Source organism: Streptomyces lushanensis, assembly GCF_001700515.1.
Taxonomy (GTDB): Bacteria; Actinomycetota; Actinomycetes; order Streptomycetales; family Streptomycetaceae; genus Streptomyces; species Streptomyces lushanensis.
In genome coordinates this window covers 16,277-38,520 of the sequence record NZ_MAUD01000032.1, presented here as the reverse complement: position 1 = coordinate 38,520, position 22,244 = coordinate 16,277, and the positions used below count along the sequence as shown (strand labels likewise).

The 22,244-nt window shown below is 71.6% G+C and carries 14 protein-coding genes; 5 read left to right on the top strand and 9 right to left on the bottom strand.

Annotated features, from left to right (window positions below; translation table 11 throughout):
• Positions 1 to 1,398: preprotein translocase subunit SecA (locus BFF77_RS02845; RefSeq protein ID WP_483855204.1), on the top strand; the 1,398-nt coding region annotated here is incomplete at its 5' end.
• Between the two features lie 190 nt (positions 1,399 to 1,588).
• On the opposite strand, the gene BFF77_RS02840 is transcribed toward BFF77_RS02845, so the two are convergent.
• Complete coding sequence (locus BFF77_RS02840) at positions 1,589 to 2,041, bottom strand: Rv3235 family protein (RefSeq protein WP_066943448.1); 453 nt, start codon at positions 2,039 to 2,041, stop codon at positions 1,589 to 1,591.
• A 349-nt stretch (positions 2,042 to 2,390) separates the two neighbouring features.
• On the opposite strand from BFF77_RS02840, the gene BFF77_RS02835 reads away from it, so the two are divergent.
• Together BFF77_RS02835 and BFF77_RS02830 are read left to right on the top strand one after the other, a co-directional pair.
• Positions 2,391 to 2,897 carry a DUF6912 family protein gene (locus BFF77_RS02835; RefSeq protein WP_066943436.1) on the top strand — a complete coding sequence of 169 codons (507 nt, stop codon included), beginning with the start codon at positions 2,391 to 2,393 and terminating at the stop codon, positions 2,895 to 2,897.
• A 164-nt stretch (positions 2,898 to 3,061) separates the two neighbouring features.
• Positions 3,062 to 3,727 (top strand): HAD family hydrolase, encoded by a 666-nt coding sequence (locus BFF77_RS02830; protein ID WP_066943434.1) that lies wholly within the window; start codon positions 3,062 to 3,064, stop codon positions 3,725 to 3,727.
• A gap of 95 nt (positions 3,728 to 3,822) precedes the next feature.
• Here BFF77_RS02830 and BFF77_RS02825 read toward each other — a convergent pair whose 3' ends face one another.
• Positions 3,823 to 4,389 carry a DJ-1/PfpI family protein gene (locus BFF77_RS02825; protein ID WP_066943432.1) on the bottom strand — a complete coding sequence of 189 codons (567 nt, stop codon included), beginning with the start codon at positions 4,387 to 4,389 and terminating at the stop codon, positions 3,823 to 3,825.
• Positions 4,390 to 4,807: 418 nt separating this feature from the next.
• Between BFF77_RS02825 and BFF77_RS02820 the strand changes: the two genes are divergently transcribed.
• A complete protein-coding gene (locus BFF77_RS02820; RefSeq protein WP_066943430.1) occupies positions 4,808 to 9,895 on the top strand; it encodes an NAD-glutamate dehydrogenase in 5,088 nt (1,695 codons plus the stop codon).
• A gap of 299 nt (positions 9,896 to 10,194) precedes the next feature.
• Here the strand turns inward: BFF77_RS02820 and BFF77_RS02815 are convergent, their stop codons facing one another.
• The 3 genes from BFF77_RS02815 to BFF77_RS02805 form a co-directional block, all read right to left on the bottom strand.
• Positions 10,195 to 11,325 (bottom strand): glycosyltransferase 87 family protein, encoded by a 1,131-nt coding sequence (locus BFF77_RS02815; protein WP_066943446.1) that lies wholly within the window; start codon positions 11,323 to 11,325, stop codon positions 10,195 to 10,197.
• A gap of 273 nt (positions 11,326 to 11,598) precedes the next feature.
• Complete coding sequence (locus BFF77_RS02810; protein WP_079124783.1) at positions 11,599 to 12,423, bottom strand: ABC transporter ATP-binding protein; 825 nt, start codon at positions 12,421 to 12,423, stop codon at positions 11,599 to 11,601.
• Positions 12,416 to 13,393 (bottom strand): ABC transporter permease, encoded by a 978-nt coding sequence (locus BFF77_RS02805; protein ID WP_169922598.1) that lies wholly within the window; start codon positions 13,391 to 13,393, stop codon positions 12,416 to 12,418. Before BFF77_RS02805 ends, BFF77_RS02810 begins: the two co-directional genes overlap by 8 nt.
• A gap of 172 nt (positions 13,394 to 13,565) precedes the next feature.
• Here BFF77_RS02805 and BFF77_RS02800 point away from each other — a divergent pair, with 172 nt between their 5' ends.
• Positions 13,566 to 14,174, top strand: coding sequence for a TetR/AcrR family transcriptional regulator (locus tag BFF77_RS02800; protein WP_066943428.1), 609 nt, complete (start codon positions 13,566 to 13,568; stop codon positions 14,172 to 14,174).
• Positions 14,175 to 14,366: 192 nt separating this feature from the next.
• Here BFF77_RS02800 and BFF77_RS02795 read toward each other — a convergent pair whose 3' ends face one another.
• From BFF77_RS02795 to BFF77_RS02780, 4 genes are all read right to left on the bottom strand, one after another.
• Positions 14,367 to 15,248 carry a carbohydrate ABC transporter permease gene (locus BFF77_RS02795; protein ID WP_066943426.1) on the bottom strand — a complete coding sequence of 294 codons (882 nt, stop codon included), beginning with the start codon at positions 15,246 to 15,248 and terminating at the stop codon, positions 14,367 to 14,369.
• Positions 15,245 to 16,591 carry a carbohydrate ABC transporter permease gene (locus BFF77_RS02790; protein WP_066943424.1) on the bottom strand — a complete coding sequence of 449 codons (1,347 nt, stop codon included), beginning with the start codon at positions 16,589 to 16,591 and terminating at the stop codon, positions 15,245 to 15,247. Before BFF77_RS02790 ends, BFF77_RS02795 begins: the two co-directional genes overlap by 4 nt.
• Positions 16,592 to 16,595: 4 nt before the next feature.
• A complete protein-coding gene (locus tag BFF77_RS02785; RefSeq protein ID WP_079124782.1) occupies positions 16,596 to 17,996 on the bottom strand; it encodes an ABC transporter substrate-binding protein in 1,401 nt (466 codons plus the stop codon).
• A 214-nt stretch (positions 17,997 to 18,210) separates the two neighbouring features.
• Positions 18,211 to 21,825, bottom strand: coding sequence for an FHA domain-containing protein (locus BFF77_RS02780; RefSeq protein ID WP_066943420.1), 3,615 nt, complete (start codon positions 21,823 to 21,825; stop codon positions 18,211 to 18,213).
• Positions 21,826 to 22,244 lie beyond the last annotated feature (419 nt).

The window sequence follows — 22,244 nt, the reverse complement described above, 5'->3', positions numbered from 1 at the left end:
CGGGAGGCGACGATCGTCGCCCAGGCCGGCCGCAAGGGCGCCGTCACCGTCGCCACGAACATGGCCGGCCGTGGTACGGACATCAAGCTCGGCGGCAACCCCGACGATCTGGCCGAGGCGGAGCTGCGCCAGCGCGGTCTGGACCCCGTCGAGCACGTCGAGGAGTGGGCCGCGGCCCTGCCCGCCGCGCTGGAGAAGGCCGAGCAGGCCGTCAAGGCGGAGTTCGAGGAGGTCAAGGACCTCGGCGGGCTCTATGTCCTCGGCACCGAGCGGCACGAGTCACGCCGTATCGACAACCAGCTCCGCGGCCGGTCCGGACGTCAGGGCGACCCGGGCGAGTCCCGGTTCTACCTGTCGCTCGGCGACGACCTGATGCGGCTGTTCAAGGCACAGATGGTCGAGCGCGTCATGGCCATGGCCAATGTGCCGGACGACGTGCCCATCGAGAACAAGATGGTCACACGCGCCATCGCCTCCGCGCAGTCGCAGGTCGAGCAGCAGAACTTCGAGACGCGTAAGAACGTCCTGAAGTACGACGAGGTGCTCAACCGGCAGCGCGAGGTCATCTACGGCGAGCGCCGCCGCGTCCTGGAGGGCGAGGACCTGCATGAGCAGGTGCGCCACTTCATGGACGACACGATCGACGCCTACATCCAGGCGGAGACCGTCGAGGGCTTCGCCGAGGAGTGGGACCTGGACCGGCTCTGGGGCGCCTTCAAGCAGCTCTACCCGGTGAAGGCCACCGTCGAGGAGCTGGAGGAGGCGGCCGGCGACCGCGCCGGGATCACCGCCGAGTTCATCGCGGAGTCCATCAAGGACGACGTCCACGCGCAGTACCAGGAGCGGGAGAACCAGCTCGGCTCGGACATCATGCGCGAGCTGGAGCGCCGCGTGGTGCTCTCCGTCCTGGACCGCAAGTGGCGCGAGCACCTCTACGAGATGGACTACCTCCAGGAGGGCATCGGGCTGCGCGCGATGGCCCAGAAGGACCCGCTGGTCGAGTACCAGCGCGAGGGCTTCGACATGTTCAACGCCATGATGGAGGGCATCAAGGAGGAGTCCGTCGGCTATCTGTTCAACCTGGAGGTCCAGGTCGAGCAGCAGGTCGAGGAGGTCCCGGTGCAGGACGCGGCCGAGCGTCCCTCGCTCTCCAAGCAGGACGCGGTGGCCGCGGGCACGTCCCGGCCGGAGATCCGCGCGAAGGGGCTGGACGCGCCGCAGCGGCCCGACCGGCTGCACTTCTCCGCTCCCACGGTGGACGGGGAGGGCGGCATCGTGGAGGGCGACTTCCAGAACGCGGACGGGCCCACCCGGTCCACGACGGACGGGCTGACGCGGGCCGAGCGGCGCAAGGCGCAGAAGGGCGGCGGCAACGGCGGCCGTCGTCGCAAGAAGTAACAAGCCGGCACAGGAAGCAACCGGAAGCAAGAAGAAGAGCAACCGGAAGCACGCAGTAGTAGGAACAGGCCGGACGGAACGTCGGGGACGGGCCGGGGCGCGCACGCACTGTGCGCCCCGGCCCGTCGCCGTATCCGTCCCCGTACCGCTGCACGCCGCCGTACGTCTGTGCTGCTTCACGCCGTTCGGTTCAGCTCCGGCCGCCGGTGCGTTCGCCGCCGAGTTCGACCGCGGCGCAGCGCCAGCGGAGATCGGCGCTCTGCTCCAGCCGGAAGGCCATGGCGCGGATCTGCTCGCCGGCGGCGACGCTGGCGCACGCCTCGACCACGCCGGGCCGAGGCTGGAAGCCGTGGCAGGTGCGGATGACGGGAACCGCGCCCCGGGCCCTGAGCGGTGTGCCCGGTGCGAGCCGGACAAGCTGCTCGTATGCCTCTCCGATGGTCTGGCCGAGCATCCAGTGCACCGGGCGACGGCCGCTGAGGACGGCGAGCAGGCGCTCGGCGAAGAGTTCGTGCGGGGTCAGGTGCCGGTTCTGCCGTGGCCGGACGGTGCCCGGCCCGCGCTGGTCGCGCCTGCCCGGAGGCCGTGCCCCGGCGACGGTCCTGGCCGCCGCGCGATCCGCCCCGGAGCCGCCGGGAGTGATGGATGTCACGCGCGTGGCGGTGTCCGTGCGCGCGGTGGTACCGGTACGCGCGGTGATGTCGGTCGTCTTCACGCAGATCGCCCCCGTTCTGCCCGTCCGGCCCGATACCGGTCGGTAACTTCTGGTGTGGATCTTCTACGGGGCGCGGGGTGAGGCCCGCAAGGCGGGTACGCCGACGGCGCGCGCGGCGCCGGAATCACCTATCCGTGTGATCCGGGCGCGATGCCGGGCCTGAGGGCGGGACCGTGCGCGGTCCTCGGTGGACGCCTGGGAGCGTGTGAGCGTCACCCCGAAGAGGGACTCCCGGACGTATCCTGAGTGTTCTCCCGACGATGAAAGCGGCCACCTCATGCGCGTCTATGTCCCCCTGACCCTGTCCGGTCTCGCAGAGGCGCACAAGACGGGCGAGGTCGGACCCGGGCCGCTGCTCGCGTATGCCGTGACCCCCGGACTGCGCGAGTGGTACGTGTCCGACGACATCGAGGAACTGGAGTACGCGGCCCTGAACCGGGCCGCCGCCGCCTCGCTCCGGCTGCTCGCGGCCGATCCGGGCGTGGGACGGCGCCGGGTGGTCCTCGCGGCCGACGTGCCCGACAGGGAGGCCGTGTCGGATCCGGACCGCGGGCTCGACGCCGGCGCGCTGGGCGAGGTGCGGATCGCCTCGGCGGTCGCGCTGACGAAGGCGGCGGCGGTGCACGTCGACTCCGACGAGGCGGAGGAGGATGTCTCGGCCGCGGCGGCGGCGCTGGGCGCGGCGGACCACGGCGACGACGACGCCCAGTTCACGGTGGACGGCGCGGAGGACCACGAACTGCTCTGGTACGGGGTCCAGGAGATCCCGAACCTCATCGGCTGAGAGATCCCCGGACCGCATCGGCCGAGCGCTGCCGGGGCCTCCGGCGGCCGGGACCCGCGGGCTGCCGGGGCCTGGCGCCGTCGGGCCCCGGTTCTGTCGGGGCCCGCGCCGTCCGGCGGCCTCGGCCAGGGGCGTTGTCGTACCCGGCCGGTACGGTTTCTGCCATGGGGAAGCAGAACACTCATCTGGTCTGGGACTGGAACGGCACGATCCTCGACGACATCGACGCGGTCATCGGGGCGACCAACGCCGCCTTCGCGGACATAGGTCTGGAGCCCATCACGCTGGACCGCTACCGCGAGCTGTACTGCGTACCGATCCCGCGGTTCTACGAGCGGCTGATGGGCCGCCTGCCGAGTGACGAGGAGTGGGCCGTCATGGACGGGGCCTTCCACCGCCACTACACGCAGCGGCGCGCGGCGTGCGCCCTGACGGAGGGCGTCGAGGAGCTGCTCGCGCAGTGGCGGCTGGCCGGCCGCAGCCAGTCGCTGCTGAGCATGTACGGACATGAGGAGCTCGTCCCGACCGTCCGCGGATACGGGATCGAGAGCCACTTCCTCCGGGTCGACGGGCGCACGGGGCCGTCCGGCGGCAGCAAGGCGCTGCACATGGAGCGCCATCTGACCGCGCTGGCCTCCGTGGGCGCGATATCCGCCGAGCACACGGTGGTCATCGGCGACGCGGCCGACGACGCGGTGGCCGCGGCGCATGTGGGCGCCCGCGCCGTGCTCTACACCGGCGGTACGAACAGCAGGGCCGGGCTGGAGGCGATGGGCGTCCCGGTGGTGGACACGCTGGCGGAGGCGGTCGCGACGGCACAGAGCCTGTGACGCGCCGGAGCGCCGCCGCCCGCGTCCGACGGGCCCTGCCCGCCTCCTGAGCGGCGCGCGGCGGGCGGGCAGCGGCCGACAGGGGCCGGCCAGGCTCAGGTCACCGGGGCCTTCGCCCGGAGGATCGTGAGGAATTCCCGCATCCAGGCCGGGTGGTCCGGCCAGGCACGGGAGGACACGAGATTGCCGTCCACCACCGCCTCACTGTCCTGGAAGGTGGCACCGGCCGCCTGCATGTCGAGCTCCAGCGCCGGATACGCGGTCACCCGGCGGCCGGCCAGCTCGCCCAGGGCGGCGGTCAGGAGCGGGCCGTGGCAGATCTGGGCGACGGGCTTGTCGGCGTCGAAGAAGGACTTGAGGATCTTGCGCAGCTCCGGATCGGCCCTGAGGTACTCGGGAGCGCGGCCCCCGGGGATGACGACGGCGGCATACTGCGTGGGATCGACCTCGGAGAAGGCCAGATCGGCGGGGAAGGTGTAGCCGGGCTTCTCGGTGTAGGTGTCGAAGCCGGGCTCGAAGTCGTGGACCACGAACCGGAGCTTCTTGCGGGAGGGCGCCGCGACATGGACCTCGTACCCCTCCTCCCGCAGACGCTGGTAGGGATAGAGGACTTCGAGGGACTCGGCGGCGTCGCCGGTGACGATCAGAACCTTGGCTGCCATGACTGCTCCCGGAAAGGGTGGGGCGATCTGTCCATCTGCCGACCAGTGTCGTCCCGCCGACCGCTTCCCGTCCCGGTCCGCGCGGTCCGTGTCGCTGTCCGGAGTGTCAAACTTATTGGCCCTCTTTTGTACACATGCGGCTCATGACGGCTCCCCGGTGAGGAGCGATAACCTTGGGCGGTGATCAGCGCGATAAGCCGTGGGGGCAGTGAGGCCCTCCGCCCGTGCCCGGAGCGCCACAGCGTCCGGGTGATCGCTGATCACCAAGGTCCGGGCCGGCCGCCAAAATTGGCCAATAACGCCCCGGACATCTCTCATCGCGGCATAACGTCGACTTCGACCGGAAACCCCGCGTCGTGGCGTTGCGTCGCTTCCTTCACCTACGTCACGCAACGGCGCGCGACAGGAGCCAGAGGACATGCAGACCAAGCTGGACGAAGCCAAGGCCGAGTTGCTGGAACAGGCGGCTCGGGCCGCTGAGAACAGCCCGGCGGGGTGGACCGGGGGGCTGGGGGGCGGCCCCCGGAAGGACGAGGCAGCGGCCGGGCCTCATGGCGAGAGCCACGCGGGCGGTCCAGGCGGTCCCGGTGGCCTCGTCGGCGACGGTGCCGACGCCACGGGCGCTCCCGCGGGTCTCGGCAAGGGCGCGCTGCGCGCGTACCTCCAGCGCTACTACCTGCACACCGCACCCGAGGACCTCACCGACCGCGACCCGGTCGACATCCTCGGCGCGGCGCTTTCCCACTACCGGCTGGCGGGACACCGTCCCCAGGGGACGGCCAGCGTAAGGGTGCACACCCCGACGGTCGAGGAGAACGGCTGGACGTGCAGCCACTCCGTGGTCGAGGTCGTCACCGACGACATGCCGTTCCTGGTCGACTCCGTCACCAATGAGCTCTCCCGGCAGGGCCGCGGTATCCACGCGGTGATCCATCCGCAGGTCGTCGTACGCCGTGATGTCACCGGCAAACTGATCGAGGTGCTCCCCGAGGGGAGCGAGTCCGCGGCGGGCCTCGCGCACGATGTGCTCGTCGAGTCCTGGATCCATGTCGAGATCGACCGCGAGACCGACCGCGCCGATCTCAAGCAGATGACCGCCGATCTGCTCCGCGTCCTGTCCGACGTCCGTGAGACCGTCGAGGACTGGGAGAAGATGCGCGACTCGGCGCTGCGTATCGCCGAGGAGCTGCCCACCGAGCCGACCGCCGACGATCTGCGCGACCAGGAGGTCGAGGAGGCCCGTGAGCTGCTGCGCTGGCTCGCCGCCGACCACTTCACCTTCCTCGGCTACCGCGAGTATCAGCTCACGGACTCGGACGCCCTGTCCGCCGTGGCGGGCACCGGCCTCGGCATTCTGCGCTCCGACCCGCGGCAGAACGAGGACGACGACCATCCGGTCAGCCCCTCCTTCAGCCGGCTGCCCGCCGACGCCCGCGCCAAGGCCCGTGAGCACAAGCTGCTCGTCCTCACCAAGGCCAACAGCCGCTCCACCGTGCACCGGTCGGGCTATCTCGACTATGTCGGGGTGAAGAAGTTCGACGACAAGGGCAATGTCGTCGGCGAGCGGCGCTTCCTCGGGCTCTTCTCCTCGGCCGCGTACACCGAGTCCGTGCGGCGCGTCCCGGTGATCCGGCGCAAGGTCGCCGAAGTGCTGGAGGGCGCGGGCTTCTCGCCCGACAGCCACGACGGCCGCGATCTGCTCCAGATCCTGGAGACCTATCCGCGCGACGAGCTGTTCCAGACGCCGGTCGACCAGCTCCGCTCGATCGTCACCAGCGTGCTCTATCTCCAGGAGCGCAGGCGGCTGCGGCTCTATCTGCGCCAGGACGATTACGGGCGCTACTACTCCGCCCTCGTCTACCTGCCGCGCGACCGCTACACCACCGGTGTGCGGCTGCGGCTGGTCGACATCCTCAAGGAGGAACTGGGCGGCTCCAGCGTCGACTTCACCGCCTGGAACACAGAATCGATTCTTTCCAGGCTCCACTTCGTGATCCGGGTCCCCCGGGGCACCGAGCTGGCCAAGCTCACCGACGCCGACACCGACCGGATCGAGGCCCGGCTCGTCGAGGCCGCCCGTTCCTGGTCCGACGCCTTCGGCGAGGCGCTGAACGCCGAATGCGGCGAGGAGCGCGCCGCCGAGCTGCTGCGCCACTACGGCAATGCCTTCCCCGAGGGATACAAGGCCGACCACTCACCGCGCGCCGCCGTCGCCGATCTGGTCCATCTGGAGGCCCTCGACAAGGAGGAGTCGGACTTCTCGCTCTCCCTGTACGAGCCGGTCGGCGCGGGCCCCGGCGAGCGCCGCTTCAAGATCTACCGCTCGGGTGAGCAGGTCTCCCTCTCCGCCGTCCTTCCCGTGCTCCAGCGGCTCGGGGTCGAGGTCGTCGACGAGCGGCCGTACGAGCTGCGCTGCGCGGACCGTTCGACGGCGTGGATCTACGACTTCGGTCTGCGGATGCCGCTGGGCGGCGCGGACGGCGACTATCTCGCCGAGGACGCCCGCGAGCGCTTCCAGGACGCCTTCGCCGCGGTCTGGACGGGCGCGGCGGAGAACGACGGCTTCAACTCGCTCGTCCTGAGCGCCGGTCTGGACTGGCGGCAGGCGATGGTGCTGCGCGCGTACGCCAAGTATCTGCGGCAGTCCGGCTCGACCTTCAGCCAGGACTACATGGAGGACACGCTCCGCAGCAATGTCCACACCACCCGGCTGCTGGTCTCCCTCTTCGAGGCCCGGATGTCGCCGGAGCGCCAGCGCGCCGGCACGGAGCTGACCGAAGCGATGCTGGAGGAGCTGGACGGAGCCCTCGACCAGGTCGCGAGCCTGGACGAGGACCGGATCCTGCGGTCCTTCCTGACCCTCGTCAAGGCCACTCTCCGTACGAACTTCTTCCAGAAGGCGAGCCTCGGCGGCGACCGGAGGGGCCGGAGGAACCAGGGCGCCGGCCACCACAGCTATGTGTCGATGAAGTTCGACCCGCAGGCCATCCCCGATCTGCCCGCGCCCCGGCCGGCGTTCGAGATCTGGGTGTACTCGCCGCGGGTCGAGGGCGTGCATCTGCGCTTCGGCAAGGTCGCCCGCGGTGGTCTGCGCTGGTCCGACCGGCGCGAGGACTTCCGTACGGAGGTCCTCGGCCTGGTCAAGGCGCAGATGGTCAAGAACACCGTGATCGTGCCGGTCGGTGCCAAGGGCGGCTTCGTCGCCAAGCAGCTTCCCGATCCGGCCGTGGACCGGGACGCCTGGCTGGCCGAGGGCATCGCCTCGTACAAGATCTTCATCTCGGCGCTGCTCGACATCACCGACAACCTGGTCGGGGGCGAGGTCGTGCCGCCGGCCGACGTGGTCCGCCACGACGAGGACGACACCTATCTGGTCGTCGCCGCCGACAAGGGCACCGCGAGCTTCTCCGACATCGCCAACGAGGTCGCGCTCGCCTATGACTTCTGGCTCGGGGACGCCTTCGCCTCCGGCGGCAGCGCGGGCTACGACCACAAGGGCATGGGCATCACGGCCCGTGGCGCCTGGGAGTCGGTGAAGCGGCAGTTCCGTGAGCTGGGCCACGACACCCAGACCGAGGACTTCACCGTCGTCGGTGTCGGTGACATGTCCGGCGACGTGTTCGGCAACGGCATGCTGCTCTCCGAGCACATCCGGCTGGTCGCGGCCTTCGACCACCGGCACATCTTCCTCGATCCGCACCCGGACGCGGCCACCTCGTACGCCGAGCGCCGCAGGCTGTTCGACCTGCCGCGCTCCTCGTGGGCCGACTACGACAAGCGGCTGCTCTCGCAGGGCGGCGGTATCCACCCGCGTACGGCCAAGTCGATCCCGGTCAACGCGCATGTGCGCGAGGCCCTGGGGATTCAGCCGGGTGTCACCAAGCTGACGCCCGCCGAGCTGATGAAGGTGATCCTCCAGGCCCCGGTGGACCTGCTGTGGAACGGCGGCATCGGTACGTACGTCAAGGCCTCCACCGAGTCGAACGCCGATGTCGGCGACAAGGCCAACGACGCGATCCGTGTCAACGGCGAGGACCTGCGGGTCAAGGTCGTCGGCGAGGGCGGCAATCTGGGGCTGACCCAGCTCGGCCGGATCGAGTTCGCGCGGCGCGGCGGGGACGGTGAGGGCGGCAAGGTCAACACCGACGCGATCGACAACAGCGCCGGTGTGGACACCTCCGACCACGAGGTGAACATCAAGATCCTGCTGAACGGGCTGGTGTCCGAAGGCGACATGACCGTCAAGCAGCGCAACAAGCTGCTCGCCGAGATGACCGACGAGGTCGGGGCGCTGGTGCTGCGCAACAACTACGCGCAGAACACGGCCCTCGCCAACGCCGACTCCCAGTCGCCCTCGCTCCTCCACGCGCACCAGCGGTTCATCCGCCGGCTGGAGCGGGACGGACATCTCGACCGGGCGCTGGAGTTCCTGCCGACCGACCGGCAGATCCGTGAACTGCTCAACGCGGGCAAGGGCCTGTCCCAGCCCGAGCTGGCGGTGCTGCTCGCGTACACCAAGATCACCGTGGCCGACGAGCTGATCCACACCGATCTGCCGGACGACCCGTATCTGCGCAAGCTGCTGCACGCGTACTTCCCCTCGGCGCTGCGCGAGCGGTTCCCCGAGCGGGTCGACGGGCACGCCCTGCGCCGGGAGATCGTGACGACGGTGCTGGTGAACGACACCGTCAACAGCGGTGGTTCGACCTTCCTGCACCGGCTGCGCGAGGAGACGGGCGCCTCGATCGAGGAGATCGTCAGGGCGCAGGCCTCGGCCAGGGACATCTTCGGTCTCGGCGCGGTCTGGGACGCGGTGGAGGCGCTGGACAACAAGGTCCCGGCCGCCGTCCAGACCCGGATCAGGCTGCACTCGCGCCGGCTGGTCGAGCGGGGTACGCGGTGGCTGCTGGGCAACCGGCCGCAGCCGCTGGAGATCACCGGCACCATCGAGTTCTTCGCCGCGGGAGTCGAGCGGGTCTGGGCGCAGTTGCCCACGATGCTGCGCGGCGCGGAGATGGAGTGGTACCAGCGGATTCTGGCGGAGCTGACCAACGCGGGCGTTCCCGAGGAACTGGCCGTACGGGTGGCCGGATTCTCCTCCGCCTTCCCGACCCTCGACATCGTCGCGATCGCGGACCGTACCGGACAGGATCCGCTCTCCGTCGCCGAGGTGTACTACGACCTCGGTGAGCGGCTGCGGATCACCCAGCTCAGGGACCGGATCGTGGAGCTGCCGAGGGCCGACCGCTGGCAGTCGATGGCGCGTGCCGCGATCCGCGAGGACCTGTACGCGGCGCATGCGGCGCTGACCGCGGATGTGCTGACCGTGGGCAACGGGAACTCGACGCCCGAGGAGCGTTTCAGCGCGTGGGAGGGGAAGAACGCGGCGATCCTCTCCCGTGCGCGGACGACGCTGGAGGAGATCCAGAGCTCGGACGCGTTCGATCTGGCGAATCTGTCCGTCGCGATGAGGACGATGCGGACGCTGCTGCGGACGCACAGCTGACGGGACGGGGACGGACTGTCAAGGACGGTCCGCCGGGCACGGCCCCTCGGCTGGGCCGGTCCGGGCCGGTCGGGCGGGGCATATCGGTGGCCGACGCCCGTTCGGGTGAATCGGCACGGCTGAGGGCCGGTTCGAGGAGGCCCGTTCGGGTGAATTCGCGTCCGGCCGTCCGGCGGTGTACGGGCCAGGGGCGGTGTCGGGCGAGGGGCGGTGTCGGATCGGCTGCGCCGGGCAGGTCTGGCAGGCCGCCCGGACCGAGGACAGGCGGAGGCGTCGGACCGCGGTGTGGGGCGTGCGGCTCAGGTCGAGCCGGGCGCCTCTCTCCGTGTCCCGGTCCACAGCCGTCTGCAGGCCAGCAGCGCCGCCGCCAGCAGAAGCCCGTTTCTGAGCGCCATCACCGCACAGCCCAGCGGTGTGACCGCCATGACGTCCAGATACAGCACCGGATAGCCCACGGCGCTCAGAACCGTCGCCGGGAGCAGCAGCAGCGCCACCGGACGCTGGCTGGTCGCACGCGAGGTGAGGCAGACCGCGGCCAGACCCAGCAGCCAGATCAGATACTGCGGGCTGATCACCCGGCTGGTGACGGTGAAGAGGAGCACGGCGGTCAGCGCCGCGTCGAACGGGGTGGCCACCGTCCAGCGGACGGCGCGTACCCGCCACAGGAGCAGCCAGCAGAAGGCCGACGCGGTCAGCAGCAGGGCGGCCAGGGCCACTTCCCGCACATGCGGGCCGGTGAACTCGAAGGCGCCGTAGCGGTATTCGACCGTACCGGACCAGCCCGCCAGCCGGGCCAGGGAGAGCGCGGTGCCGCCGAGCGACTCGATCTGGATGCCCCGGCCGCCCTGCTGGCGCAGAAAGTCCAGCGGTCGGGAGAAATTCAGTGCGAGCACGCCCAGCAGAGCCAGAGCGCCGACGGCGGCGGAGGACCAGGCGGCACGGGTGGTACGGCCGCGAGGCGTGCCGAGCAGGGTCAGCGCGGGCCAGACCTTCACCATCGCGCCGAGCCCGGCGAGCATCCCGCCGGTCAGCGGACGGCGGCGGACGGTGAGCAGGGCGAGTACGGCGAGGGCGGTGGCCTGCACGTCGTACCGCACGAGCGGGGTGTGCAGCAGCAGCGGCAGTCCGCACACCCACAGCCGGCAGCCCGCGGCCGACGATCCGGCGCCGCGCCCGGCCCGCGTCAGCGCGAGCGTGACGACCGCGTCGGAGAGCAGGGCCAGCGCGACGAACGCCTGGAAGTACGTCAGGTGCGGCAGCAGCGCCGGGGAGAGCAGCACCGCCCCGGCGCCCGGCGGATACTGCCAGGTCACGTCGTCGAGCGGGTACGAGCCCAGCTTGAGCTGCTCGTACCAGTGCCGGTAGACGCCGTACACCTCGCGGCCGACCGCGCCCACGCCGAGGGTGTCGTGCAGGATCAGCCAGAGCATCGCGAGCCGTGTCAGGGCCCAGACGGTCCAGACGGCACAGACGGCGGTCACGGTCCGGCGGCGGACACCCCGGGGGCGGCGGGGACGGTGAGGACGGCGGGCGATCCGCGGGATACGGGCGAGGACACGGGCGCGGGCGGAGGCACGGTCAAAGCCGTGTGCGGACGGACGGAGAGGCGTGCGGGCGGACGTGGGCTCGGGGGCGCCGGCCGTGCCGGTCGGACGGTTCGTCATCGACCGGCACATTAGCCCGAATTGCCGCTGTTTCCGGCGTTATTTCTTCTTGCCGGTGAACTCCTCGTACGCCGCGACGACCTCCGCCGCCGGGCCGTCCATCCGCAGCGTCCCCGACTCCAGCCAGAGCGCCCGGTCACAGGTCTCGGTGATCGTCTTGTTGCTGTGGCTGACGAGGAAGACCGTGCCCGCCTCCTCGCGGAGCTCGGCGATGCGCCGCTGGCTGCGGCGCTGGAACGTGGCGTCGCCGGTGGAGAGCGCCTCGTCGATCAGCAGGACCTCGTGGCTCTTGGCGGCGGCGATCGAGAAGCGCAGCCGGGCGCCCATCCCCGAGGAGTACGTCCGCATCGGCAGCGAGATGAAGTCGTCCTTCTCGTTGATCCCGGAGAACTTCACGATGTCGTCGTAGCGCTCCCGTACCTGCTCGCGCGACATGCCCATCGCCAGCCCGCCGAGGATGACATTGCGCTCGCCCGTCAGATCGCTCATCAGCGCCGCGTTGACGCCCAGGAGCGAGGGCTGGCCCCGGGTGAAGATCCTGCCCTCCGTCGGCGGCAGCAGTCCGGCGACGGCCTTGAGCAGTGTCGACTTGCCCGATCCGTTGGAGCCGATCAGGCCGATCGCCTCGCCCTTGTACGCCGCGAAGCTGACGCCCCGTACGGCGTGCACCTGGCGTGCGCCGGGCGCGCTCCGGCGCGAGAGGATCCGGCTCAGGGCGGAGGTGGCGCTGCCCCGGCCGCCCCGGGTGCCATGGACCGTGTAGGTGATGTGGACCCCGTCGGCGACGACCGTCGGAACGGGTTCGTCGGTGACGGCGGGTGCGGTGACGGCGGGTCCGCTGACGGCGGGGGGGCGTTCAGCCACGTCCGTACTCCTCCTCGGCCTTCCAGAAGAACAGGAATCCGCCGATCGCGGCGAACAGGGCCCAGCCGAGGGCCACGGCCCAGATGTGCGGCGGCAGCCGGTCGGCGGTGAAGCTGTCGATGAGCGCGAAGCGCATCAGATCGATGTAGACGGCGGCCGGATTGCACTCCAGGGCCACCGTGACCCAGTGCGGTACCCGGTCGTCACCGGCCACCTTGTCGACGCTCCACATCACACCCGACACATACATCCAGGTGCGCAGGACGAACGGCATGAGCTGGGCGATGTCCGGGGTCCTGGCCGCCAGCCGTGCCACGGCCATCGAGATCCCGGTGTTGAAGAGCGCGTGGAGCGCCAGGACCGGCGCCACCAGCAGCCAGCTCGGCCTCGGGTACTGGCCGAAGCAGACCAGGATCACCGTGAGCGCGCCCATGGAGAAGAGCAGCTGCTGGAGCTGCTGGAGGGCGAGTGCGATCGGCAGGGCGGCGCGCGGGAAGTGCAGGGCCCGTACGAGACCGAGGTTCCCGGAGATCGCGCGGGTGCCCGCCATGATCGAGCTGGAGGTGAAGGTCCACACGAAGACGCCCGTGACCAGGAACGGGACGAAGTCCGGCACACCGTCCCTGGTGCCGAGCAGCACCCCGAAGATGAAGTAGTAGACCGCCGCGTTGAGCAGCGGCGTCATGATCTGCCAGATCTGGCCGAGCTTCGCCTGGCTGTACTGCGCGGTCAGCCGGGCGGTGGCGAAGGCGGCGATGAAGTGCCGCCGTGACCAGAGGCCGCGCAGATACTCGGGCAGCGTCGGCCGGGCGCCGCTCACGGTCAGTCCGTGCCGGCGGGCGAGGGCGGTGAGATCGGTCTCGGCGCCGGTCCCGGTGCCGGGGCGGGCTTGATTCCGGGGCGGACGCGTGGAGTCCGGGGCCCGGTTCGGGCCCTGGGCTGGTGTGGTCGGTGTGATCGGCTGGCTCACGGAGGTCGGCTTTCGACGTCGGCTGGGACGGCGCTACAGCGCTGAGCGGCGCGCTTTCACGAAGAGGTACGACGGGACGCGTCCGTATCGTCGTGACGCCCAAGGTAGGACGGAGTACGTCGCGACGCAACCGTGTCGTCGTGACGGCGTGGTGACGCTATGCTCGGTGCCCATGACCACGGACCCCCGCACCTCACGCCGTGTCCCCGCGGGAGCCGCCGTGCTCCGGGAGGATGTGACCGACGCCATCCGCGCCGCCGTCTTCGAGGAGCTGGCCGCGGTCGGCTTCGCCCGGATGTCCATCGAGGGCATCGCGCGCCGGGCCGGTGTCGGCAAGACCGCCGTCTACCGCCGGTGGAAGTCCAAGCTGGCGCTCGTCCTCGATCTGCTCTCCGCCTTCGCGGCGCAAGGGCTGCCCGCTCCCGCGACCGGTTCGCTCTACGGTGATGTGCGCGCCCTGCTGGAAGTGGCCTCCCACGCCCTGCGCCACCCGGTCGCCTCGCAGGTCATCCCGGATCTGCTGGTGGAGGCGGCCCGCCATCCCGAGATCGCCGACGCGATCAAGACGGCACTGCTGGACCGGCAGCGCGGTATCGCCGCGGTGATCGTCCGCGAGGCCGTCGAACGCGGCGAACTGCCCGAGGGCGCGGACGCCGACCGGGCCCTCGATCTGATCGTCGGACCGCTCTACTGGCGGCTGGTGGTGGTCCGCGGTGATCTGCCCAAGGGATATCTGGACGATCTGGCGGCCTCGGCGGTGGCGGCGGTCCGCCACGGCTGACGCGGCGGGCGGCTGACGCGGCGCGCCGGACGGTGACGGAGACGGCGACGCGCCGGACGGGGATGGTGACGGGGACGGCGATGCACCGGACGGGGACGGAGACGGGGAGGGCCGGTCGTCCCGTGACCGGCCCTCCCTGGGCCCGACTCCTCGACGCCGACCGGCGTCACGCCCGCCGGCGCCTCGCGACGGCTACTTGACGGCGCCCGCCATCACACCCGTCACGAACTGCCGCTGGAACGCGAAGAACACGGCCAGCGGGATCACCATCGAGACGAACGCCCCGGGCGCCAGCACATCGATGTTGTTGCCGAACTGCCGTACCTGCTGCTGGAGCGCGACCGTGATCGGCGGGCTGTCCGAGTCCGCGAAGATCAGCGCGACCAGCATGTCGTTCCAGACCCAGAGGAACTGGAAGATGCCGAGCGAGGCGATCGCGGGACCGCCGAGCGGCATCACGACCCGGGTGAACAGCCGTATCTCGCCCGCTCCGTCGAGCCGGGCCGCCTCCAGCAGCTCCCTCGGGATCTCCGCGAAGAAGTTCCGCAGCAGGAAGATCGCGAAGGGAAGGCCGAAGGAGACATGGAAGATGACCACGCCGAAGGTCGTCTCGAAGATGCCGATGGCACCGAACAGCTTCGAGACCGGCACCAGCGCGACCTGCACCGGGACCACCAGCAGTCCCACGACCACCAGGAACCACCAGTCGCGGCCGGGGAAGTCCAGCCAGGCGAAGGCGTATCCGGCCAGCGAGCCGATCACCACGACCAGGACGGTCGAGGGCACGGTGATCAGGATCGTGGAGAACAGCGAGTTGGTGATCGTGTCGTTGTCGAGGAGCCGCGAGTAGTTCTCGGTGGTGAGCTGGGCGGGAGCCGTGAAGACCCGCCACCAGCCGCTTCCGGCGATGTCCGCGGAGTCGCGCAGCGAGGAGAGCAGCAGTCCGATCGTCGGCATCAGCCAGAACAGGCCGACCAGGATCAGGAAGACCCGCATCGCGCCGCCGCCCGCACGGGCCGCTATCCGGCCCGCGAGAGGCTGCCGCGCCTTGACCGTCGTATCGTTCGTGGTCATCGGCGCGTCTCCTTCCGCATTCGCCGCACGTTGAAGAGCATCACCGGGATCACCAGCAGGAGCAGCAGGACGGCGATGGCGCTGCCGACACCGAGATCCGCGTCCGTGCCGAACGACGAGCGGTAGAGCTGGAGCGCCAGGACGTTCGCGTCGTCCTGGGACGAGCCCGGCGCGATGATGAAGACCAGGTCGAAGATCTTCAGCACATTGATCATCAGTGTGACCATGACGACCGCGAGGACCGGTGCCAGCAGCGGCACGGTGATCCGGCGGAAGACCTGCCACTCGTTGGCGCCGTCCACCCGGGCGGCCTCCATGAGCTCCCTGGGCACGCTCGCCAGGCCCGCCGCGATCAGCACCATCGCGAACCCGGCCCACATCCACAGATAGCTGCCGATGATGGCCGGGGTGACCAGGGAAGGACCGAGCCAGTCCACGCCGTTGTACGGCTCCCTGAAGTTGGCCTCCGGCAGTCTGAGCAGGGCTCCGTCGGCCGCCGCGGGCAGGCTGAACGTACCGTCCGCGCCGGCCGTCGCCGAGGCGACCACCTTGCCGTCCTTGACGGCCTCCACCCCGATGCCCTTGAGGCCGAGCTCCCGGGCGTCGATGACATTGGGCCTGCCGCCGCCGCCCCGGGTGAAGTCCAGCCAGACGGTACCGGTGACCTGGCCGTCCGCGGGCTTCGCCGCCTTGGCGGGCACCGCGTCGGAGGGCATCTTCGCCGGTGCCACACCCACCAGCGGCAACTGGACCACGCCGCCCGCGGTCACCGGCTCCTTGGTGACGAACGCGCCGCCGCCCGCCGCCTTCAGCGGATGGACCGGCAGCGGGTGGGCGTTGGGGAAGCCCGCCGACTCGTTGAACGTGTCGTGCACGCCCACCCAGACCGCGTTCGCGACCCCGCGGTCCGGGTCCTGCTCGTACACCAGCCGGAAGATGATGCCCGCCGCGAGCATCGAGATCGCCATCGGCATGAAGACGATCAGCTTGAACGCCGTGCCCCAGCGCACCCGTTCGGTCAGTACGGCGAAGATCAGACCGAGGGCCGTGGCGACGGTGGGCGCCACCACCACCCAGATCGCGTTGTTCTGGACCGCGGTCAGGATGGTGTCGTCGGTGAAGATCTCCACATAGTTGTCGAAACCGGCGAAGCCGTCGCCGGACTTGTCGAAGAAGGACCGGTAGACCGAGAACCCGATGGGGTAGACCACGAGCGCGCCCAGCAGCACCAGCGCGGGCAGCAGAAAGCCGGCCGCGACGAGTTTACGTGTGCCTGTCACGCTCTTGCGTTGCTGTGTGCCGGGGGGCACCTTCGCGGTGCCCCCCGTCGCCGCCGACGTCATCGCGTCAGCTCTGGTACGCCTTGGCCGCGTCCGACTCCAGCTTCTGCTGGGCCCCCGCGACGTCCTTCGGGTTCTTCAGGAAGTCCTGGAGGGCCTTCCACTCGCCCTTGCCCGGCGTACCGCCGAACGACTGCGGCATCTGGTCCGACATGTCGAAGCGGACGTCGTCACCCGCGGCGATCAGCGCCTTGGCGATGTCGCGCTGGACGTCGTTCGGGTACGAGGCGGTGTCCAGGGCCTTGTTCGGCGAGACGAAGCCGCCCGACTCCGCCCAGATCTTCGCGGCGTCCGTGGAGGCCAGGAAGGTCAGCAGCGCCTGCGCGCCCTTGCTGTCCTTGAGCGCCACGGCCGCGTCGCCGCCCGTCACCACCGGGGCGTCGGGACCGACCGCCGGGAACGGGAAGACCTTGGCGTCCGTACCGATCTTGGCGTCGGTCTCGGCGATGTTGACGCCGACGAAGTCACCCTCGAAGACCATCGCGGCCTTGGGCTGGTCGCCGCCGGTGAAGGTCTGGGTGACGGAGGCCGGGAACTCGGTCTGGAGCGCGCCGTCCGCGCCGCCCGCGATCAGGGCCGGCTTGCCGAAGAGCTGGCCGAGCGTGGTCAGCGCGTCCCGTACGGAGCCGTCGGTCCACGGGATCTTGTGCTGGGCGAGCTGGTCGTACTTCTCGGGGCCCGCCTGGGAGAGGTAGATGTTCTCGAACCAGTCGGTGAGCGTCCAGCCGTCGGCGCCGCCGACCGAGACCGGGGTGACACCCGACGCGGAGATCGTCTCGGCCGTGGACAGGAAATCGGGCCAGGTCTTGGGCACCGTCGCGCCCGCGTTCTCGAACGCGGCGTTGTTGTACCAGACCAGCGACTTGTTGGCGGCCTTGAAGTAGACGCCGTACTGCTCGCCGTCCACCGCGCCGAGGTCCTGCCAGACCTGGCTGTAGTTCTTGGTGAGCTGGGCCTTCGCCTCGGCGCCGACCGGCTTGGCCCACTTCTTCTCCACGGCCTGCTGGATCGCGCCCACCTGAGGCAGCATCGCCACGTCCGGAGGGCTGCCGCCGGCGATCTTCGTACCGAGGAAGTTGACGATCGGGTCCTGCGCGGGAACGAAGGTGACCTTCGCGCCGGTGCGCTTCTCGAACTCCGTCAGAACCTTGGTGAAGTTCTCCTGCTCGGGCCCCGTCCAGACGGCCGCCACCTGGATGTTCTCGCCGTCGAGCTTGGGCAGTTGGACGCTCGCCGCTGCGGGCTCCTTGCTCGCGCCGCCGTCCGAGCCCTTGTCGTCGCCCGAATCGCCGCCGCAGCCGGTGAGGGCCACGGCGCCGACCGCGACGATCGCCACGGCCGCCCTGCGGGTGCCCCAGCCCCCTCTGCCCGTGCCGAGTGCCTTGCGTGCCCTACGAGTTGTGCCCATCACTGCCCCGTCTCTGTCCTGGTGCGTACGGATCTACGCGTGTGGAACGGCGTCGCGGCCGTGACGCTGGCGGCGCTGCACTCGTCCCGTGCGCACAGTCCTACGCGGGGTGACCGGGCGCCGCAATACCGCTGTCAGTGCCAACTCGGTGATCGTGATGGGCTCGTGACGTCGGACGACGTGGCACGACGGACGTAAAGGGATCTTCGGGGTTTCACGGGTGAGCCGGGGTCAGTGGGGCGACAGGGACGGCGTCGACCGAGCGCGCGGCCCGGTCGAGCGCGCTGGCGAGCAGCGCGAGATCCGTCGGTCCGTTGCCCAGCTCCCTGACCGGTCGGCGGGCCGGTGGATCGCCCATCCGCTCCCACTCCACCAGCACCACCGTGGGTCTGAGCGTCGCGGTGCGCGGGATGCGTCCGGTGACCCGGCCGCCCTGGAACGGTGTGACCCGGCCGTCCGGATGCCCGAGCCGGCCGCGGCCCGGCGCGGGATCGTCGGGCGAGGGGGCGACGGGCGGCGCGTCCAGCACGACGCGCAGCCGCGCGCCCTGCGCCAGCTCCGTGTCGACCGTGCGGTCGGGACGCGCCGAGGCCGCCACGAGATGCACCCCGAGGCGCTCGCCGTCCCTGGCCACGGCCTCCAGGGCGCGTACGACGGAACCGGCCGCAGGGCGGCCCGGGCTGCCGAGCGCGGGCGCGACCAGGGCGTCGAAGTCGTCGACGAGCACGACGAGCCGGGGCAGCGCAGGCAGCGGCGCGGGCCGCTGTCCGGGAGCCGAACGGCCCATGGTGGTACGGAGTCTGAGCGTGCCCCGGGCGGGGGACTCCGGTTCGCCGCGCGGTCCCTCACCACGCGGTCCCTCACCACGCGGTCCCTCACCACGCGGTCCCTCACCACGTGGCCCGTCGCCGCGCGGTCCGTCCGGCCGGGCGCCGTCCGGCTGCTGCTCCGGCTGGTCGGCGCGTGACTCGCCGCGCCGGACGGTCCGTTGCTCGGAGGCGCTCGGCGCGCGCTGGCCGATCAGCCGCTCCGACACCTCGCGCGCGTCCCGCCCGCCGTGCCACTCGGCGAAGTGCGCGGAGCCCAGCAGCTCGGCCCGCCGCTTCAGCTCGGCGCCCAGCGCCTGGGCGAACTCGCGCATCCTGACCGGGTCGGAGGCCACCAGGTGCTCGGTCACATGCGGCAGTTCCGTACAGACCGAGAGCCCCTCGCCGCGCTCGCCGCCGGCGCCGTCGACCAGCAGCAGCCCCAGCCGGTCGGGCCGGGCCGCCGCCGCGAGCGAGGCGGCGACGGAACGCAGCAGTTCCGTACGGCCGCTGCCCGCCGGGCCCTCGATCAGCAGATGCGGGCCCTCCTCCGTGAGATCCACGCCCAGCGGGCCGCGCGGCCCGGCGCCGAGGACCGCCGTGCAGTCGCCCGTACGGTCCGCCGCGGACGCCCAACGGGCCATCAGGGACGCGGGGGTGGCCCGCGCGAGGCCCAACTCGTCGAGGAGGCGGGCCGATCGGGGCAGCACGGCCGTGGGACGGCCCCGGCCGCCGGCCGCGGCGGCGCGCAACGGCGCCAGCGCCCGGCCGAAACGCTCCGCCCAGGCCGGTGAGACCGCGTCCACCACCGCGACCGTGCCATGCCCCGCGGGCTGGCCGACGGCCGTCCTGAACACCCGCAGCGAGGTGGCCACATCGCCGCTCAGCAGGGCGACGGCCCCGCACTCCCGGAACGGCAGCGAGGCCGCGCACGCCGTCTCGTACGTCGCGGAGACCGGGGAGTGCGGGGAGGCCGCCGGGGTCTCGGCGAGACAGAGGACATGGACACCGGCCACCGCTCCGGCGCCCGCGAGCTGCGCCGTCGACTCGCGCAGCGCGGCGGAGCCGGGATCGCCGTCCACGATCACCAGGGTGTACGGGCCGTCGTGGCGGGCCGCCGCCTCCGTGATGGTCCAGGGGTCGGCCGAGGCCCAGCCGGGCCCGAGCGGGCCGTCGTCCAGCCGGCGGGTCAGCTCCGCCGTCCTCGCACCCGCCTGGTCCCGGTCGAAGGCGAGCAGCAGCCGGCAGTCCTGGCCGTGCGCGGGCCGCACATGGGGGAGCCAGCCGAGCCAGCCCCAGTCCTGGACACGCTCCTCCACGGTGCGGGCGCGGTCCGTGGAGATCAGCACGATCTCCAGATCGGCGGGGGAGTGCAGCGCGGCGAGCTGGGCCACCGTCCAGCGGGCCATACCGGTCAGCCGCTCCCGGGGGCCCGCGAGAGCGAGTGAACCGGCCTCGCGCAGCCCGACCGTCACCGGCGCGCCCGACAGCGGTCCTGCGGCGCCGGAGGCCGGGCGGTCCGCCGTGCCCAGCCGCACGACGAGCGCGTCGGGATGGCGGCTGTCGCGCTCCCAGAGCCGGGGGCCAGGCCCGAGCGCGGTCAGCAGGACCGCGGCCGGATCGGGACAGGGCTCGGCGAGCGGCGTACGTCCGGCGCCCGCCGGGGACCCTCCCGGGCCGCCGTGGACGGCCTCCGGCAGCTCCTCGTCCCGGGTGCCGGTGAGCCGCCGTGCCCAGGCGCCTATGCCGCCCCGGCGGCGGGCCGCCGCCTCGGGCGATTCGGTGCCGCGCGCCGGCGCGGGCTGCCTGCGCGGTCCGGACGTACGGCTGTGGGAGTGCGGGCCGTCCTCGGCCGGTGCGTCGCCCGGCTGCCAGGAGCCGCCTTCCGCCGCGTCCGGCGCGGTCGGCCTGCTGTGGGCGCCGTCGGGCGCGTCCTCCATACGGCCACGGAAGCCGTAGTGCGTGTCGGCGCTGCGAGGGTCGGGCACGCGCGGGGCGCCGGGCGGATTGCCGTACTGCGGGCCAAGGAGCCGGCTGGAGGCGCCGGCCGGCACCGAGCCGCCGTAGCCGCGGGTCGTATGACCTTCGCCACGGCCCCGGGCCTCCCCGTCCGGGTCGGCGGCCGGTCTCGCTCCCGCGCCGTCGCGGGCGCCGGACGCCGGGCCGCCGTGCGCCGGGGCGGGCTCGCGCAGACCGCTGCCGTACTGCGGGCCGGGTGAGGCGCCCTCCGGTCCGTATCCCGAGCCGTCCGTGCCGAATCCGCCCGTGCCGTACGCGCCTGTCGCCGGACCGCCGCCGGTGGCCGGGCCGTACGGGGGTCCTCCCGGGCCGTCCGTGCCGGGGGGATCCTGGGAGCCCTCCGGTCCTGGCCCGCCAGGCCCTCCCGGACGGTCGATCCGCAGATGGCCCTCGCCGTCCGGGGCCGTGGGCAGCGCGGCCGGAGCGCCGCCCGAGGTGAGCCGGAGCACGGACTCGCCGAGCCGCAGCAGCGCGCCGGGCCCCAGCGGCACCGGGCGCTCGCCGACGGCGGCGCCCTCCAGCGTCGTACCGTTCGTCGACCCGAGGTCGGCGACGGACACCCGGCCGTCGTCGGCGACCGTCACCGCGCAGTGCATCCGTGACACGTCCGGGTCGTCCAGCGGGACGTCCGCGTCGGCGGAGCGGCCGATCCTGATCCGTCCGCCGTGCAGCAGATGCACTCCGCCCGCGTCCGGGCCCGCCACCACATGGAGCTGGGCCGGTGCGTCGTGCGCGGGCGCGCCGTCCTCACCGGGGACCTGGAGCGAGAGCACCGCGCCGTCGATCAGCGGCGGCTCGCCGAGGGTGCGGCGCTGGGCGTCCAGCCGCTCCCGGCCCGCGTACAGCACGACGGCGCCGGAGGCGTCCGGGCCCGAGACGGCGGTGGCGAGGGCGGAGGCGACGGCGGCCAGTGCCGTCCCGGCGGGGGCGGTGACGAGCACGTCGCACGCGCGTCCGGCGGCATGGCCGCCGCGCGGCGCGAGGACGGTCAGCCGGATCTGCATCGCCGTCAGCGGTCCCTTCTGCGCGGGGTGCCCGGCAGGGGGACGCTCTGTGATTCCCCCCACCACGCACGGACGCGTCGCCCGGTACAGGTCGGCACGGACGGTGCGGCTCCCCAGAACCCCACACCTTCGCGTGCTGGGGGCATCCTCGCATCTGCCAGTGACAACACGCCCGGCGACCGAGGGCAAGTGATCTTGAATGGTCGGCTGTTGGCGCAAAAGTGCCTGCCGGTTCGTCGGTTCGGGACAGCTTGTGACCATCCGTGACGCCCTCCGACCTGCTGTTCGGCAACCAACCGCCGGATGTGAGCGTCTTTCCTCCGAACGCGACCGGTGCGGGACAGGAAGATGACCGGCCGGTGATCCCTTCCGTGATCCGTTCGGCGACCCGTTCGGGCCGTCTAAAGTGGGTCGGAAGC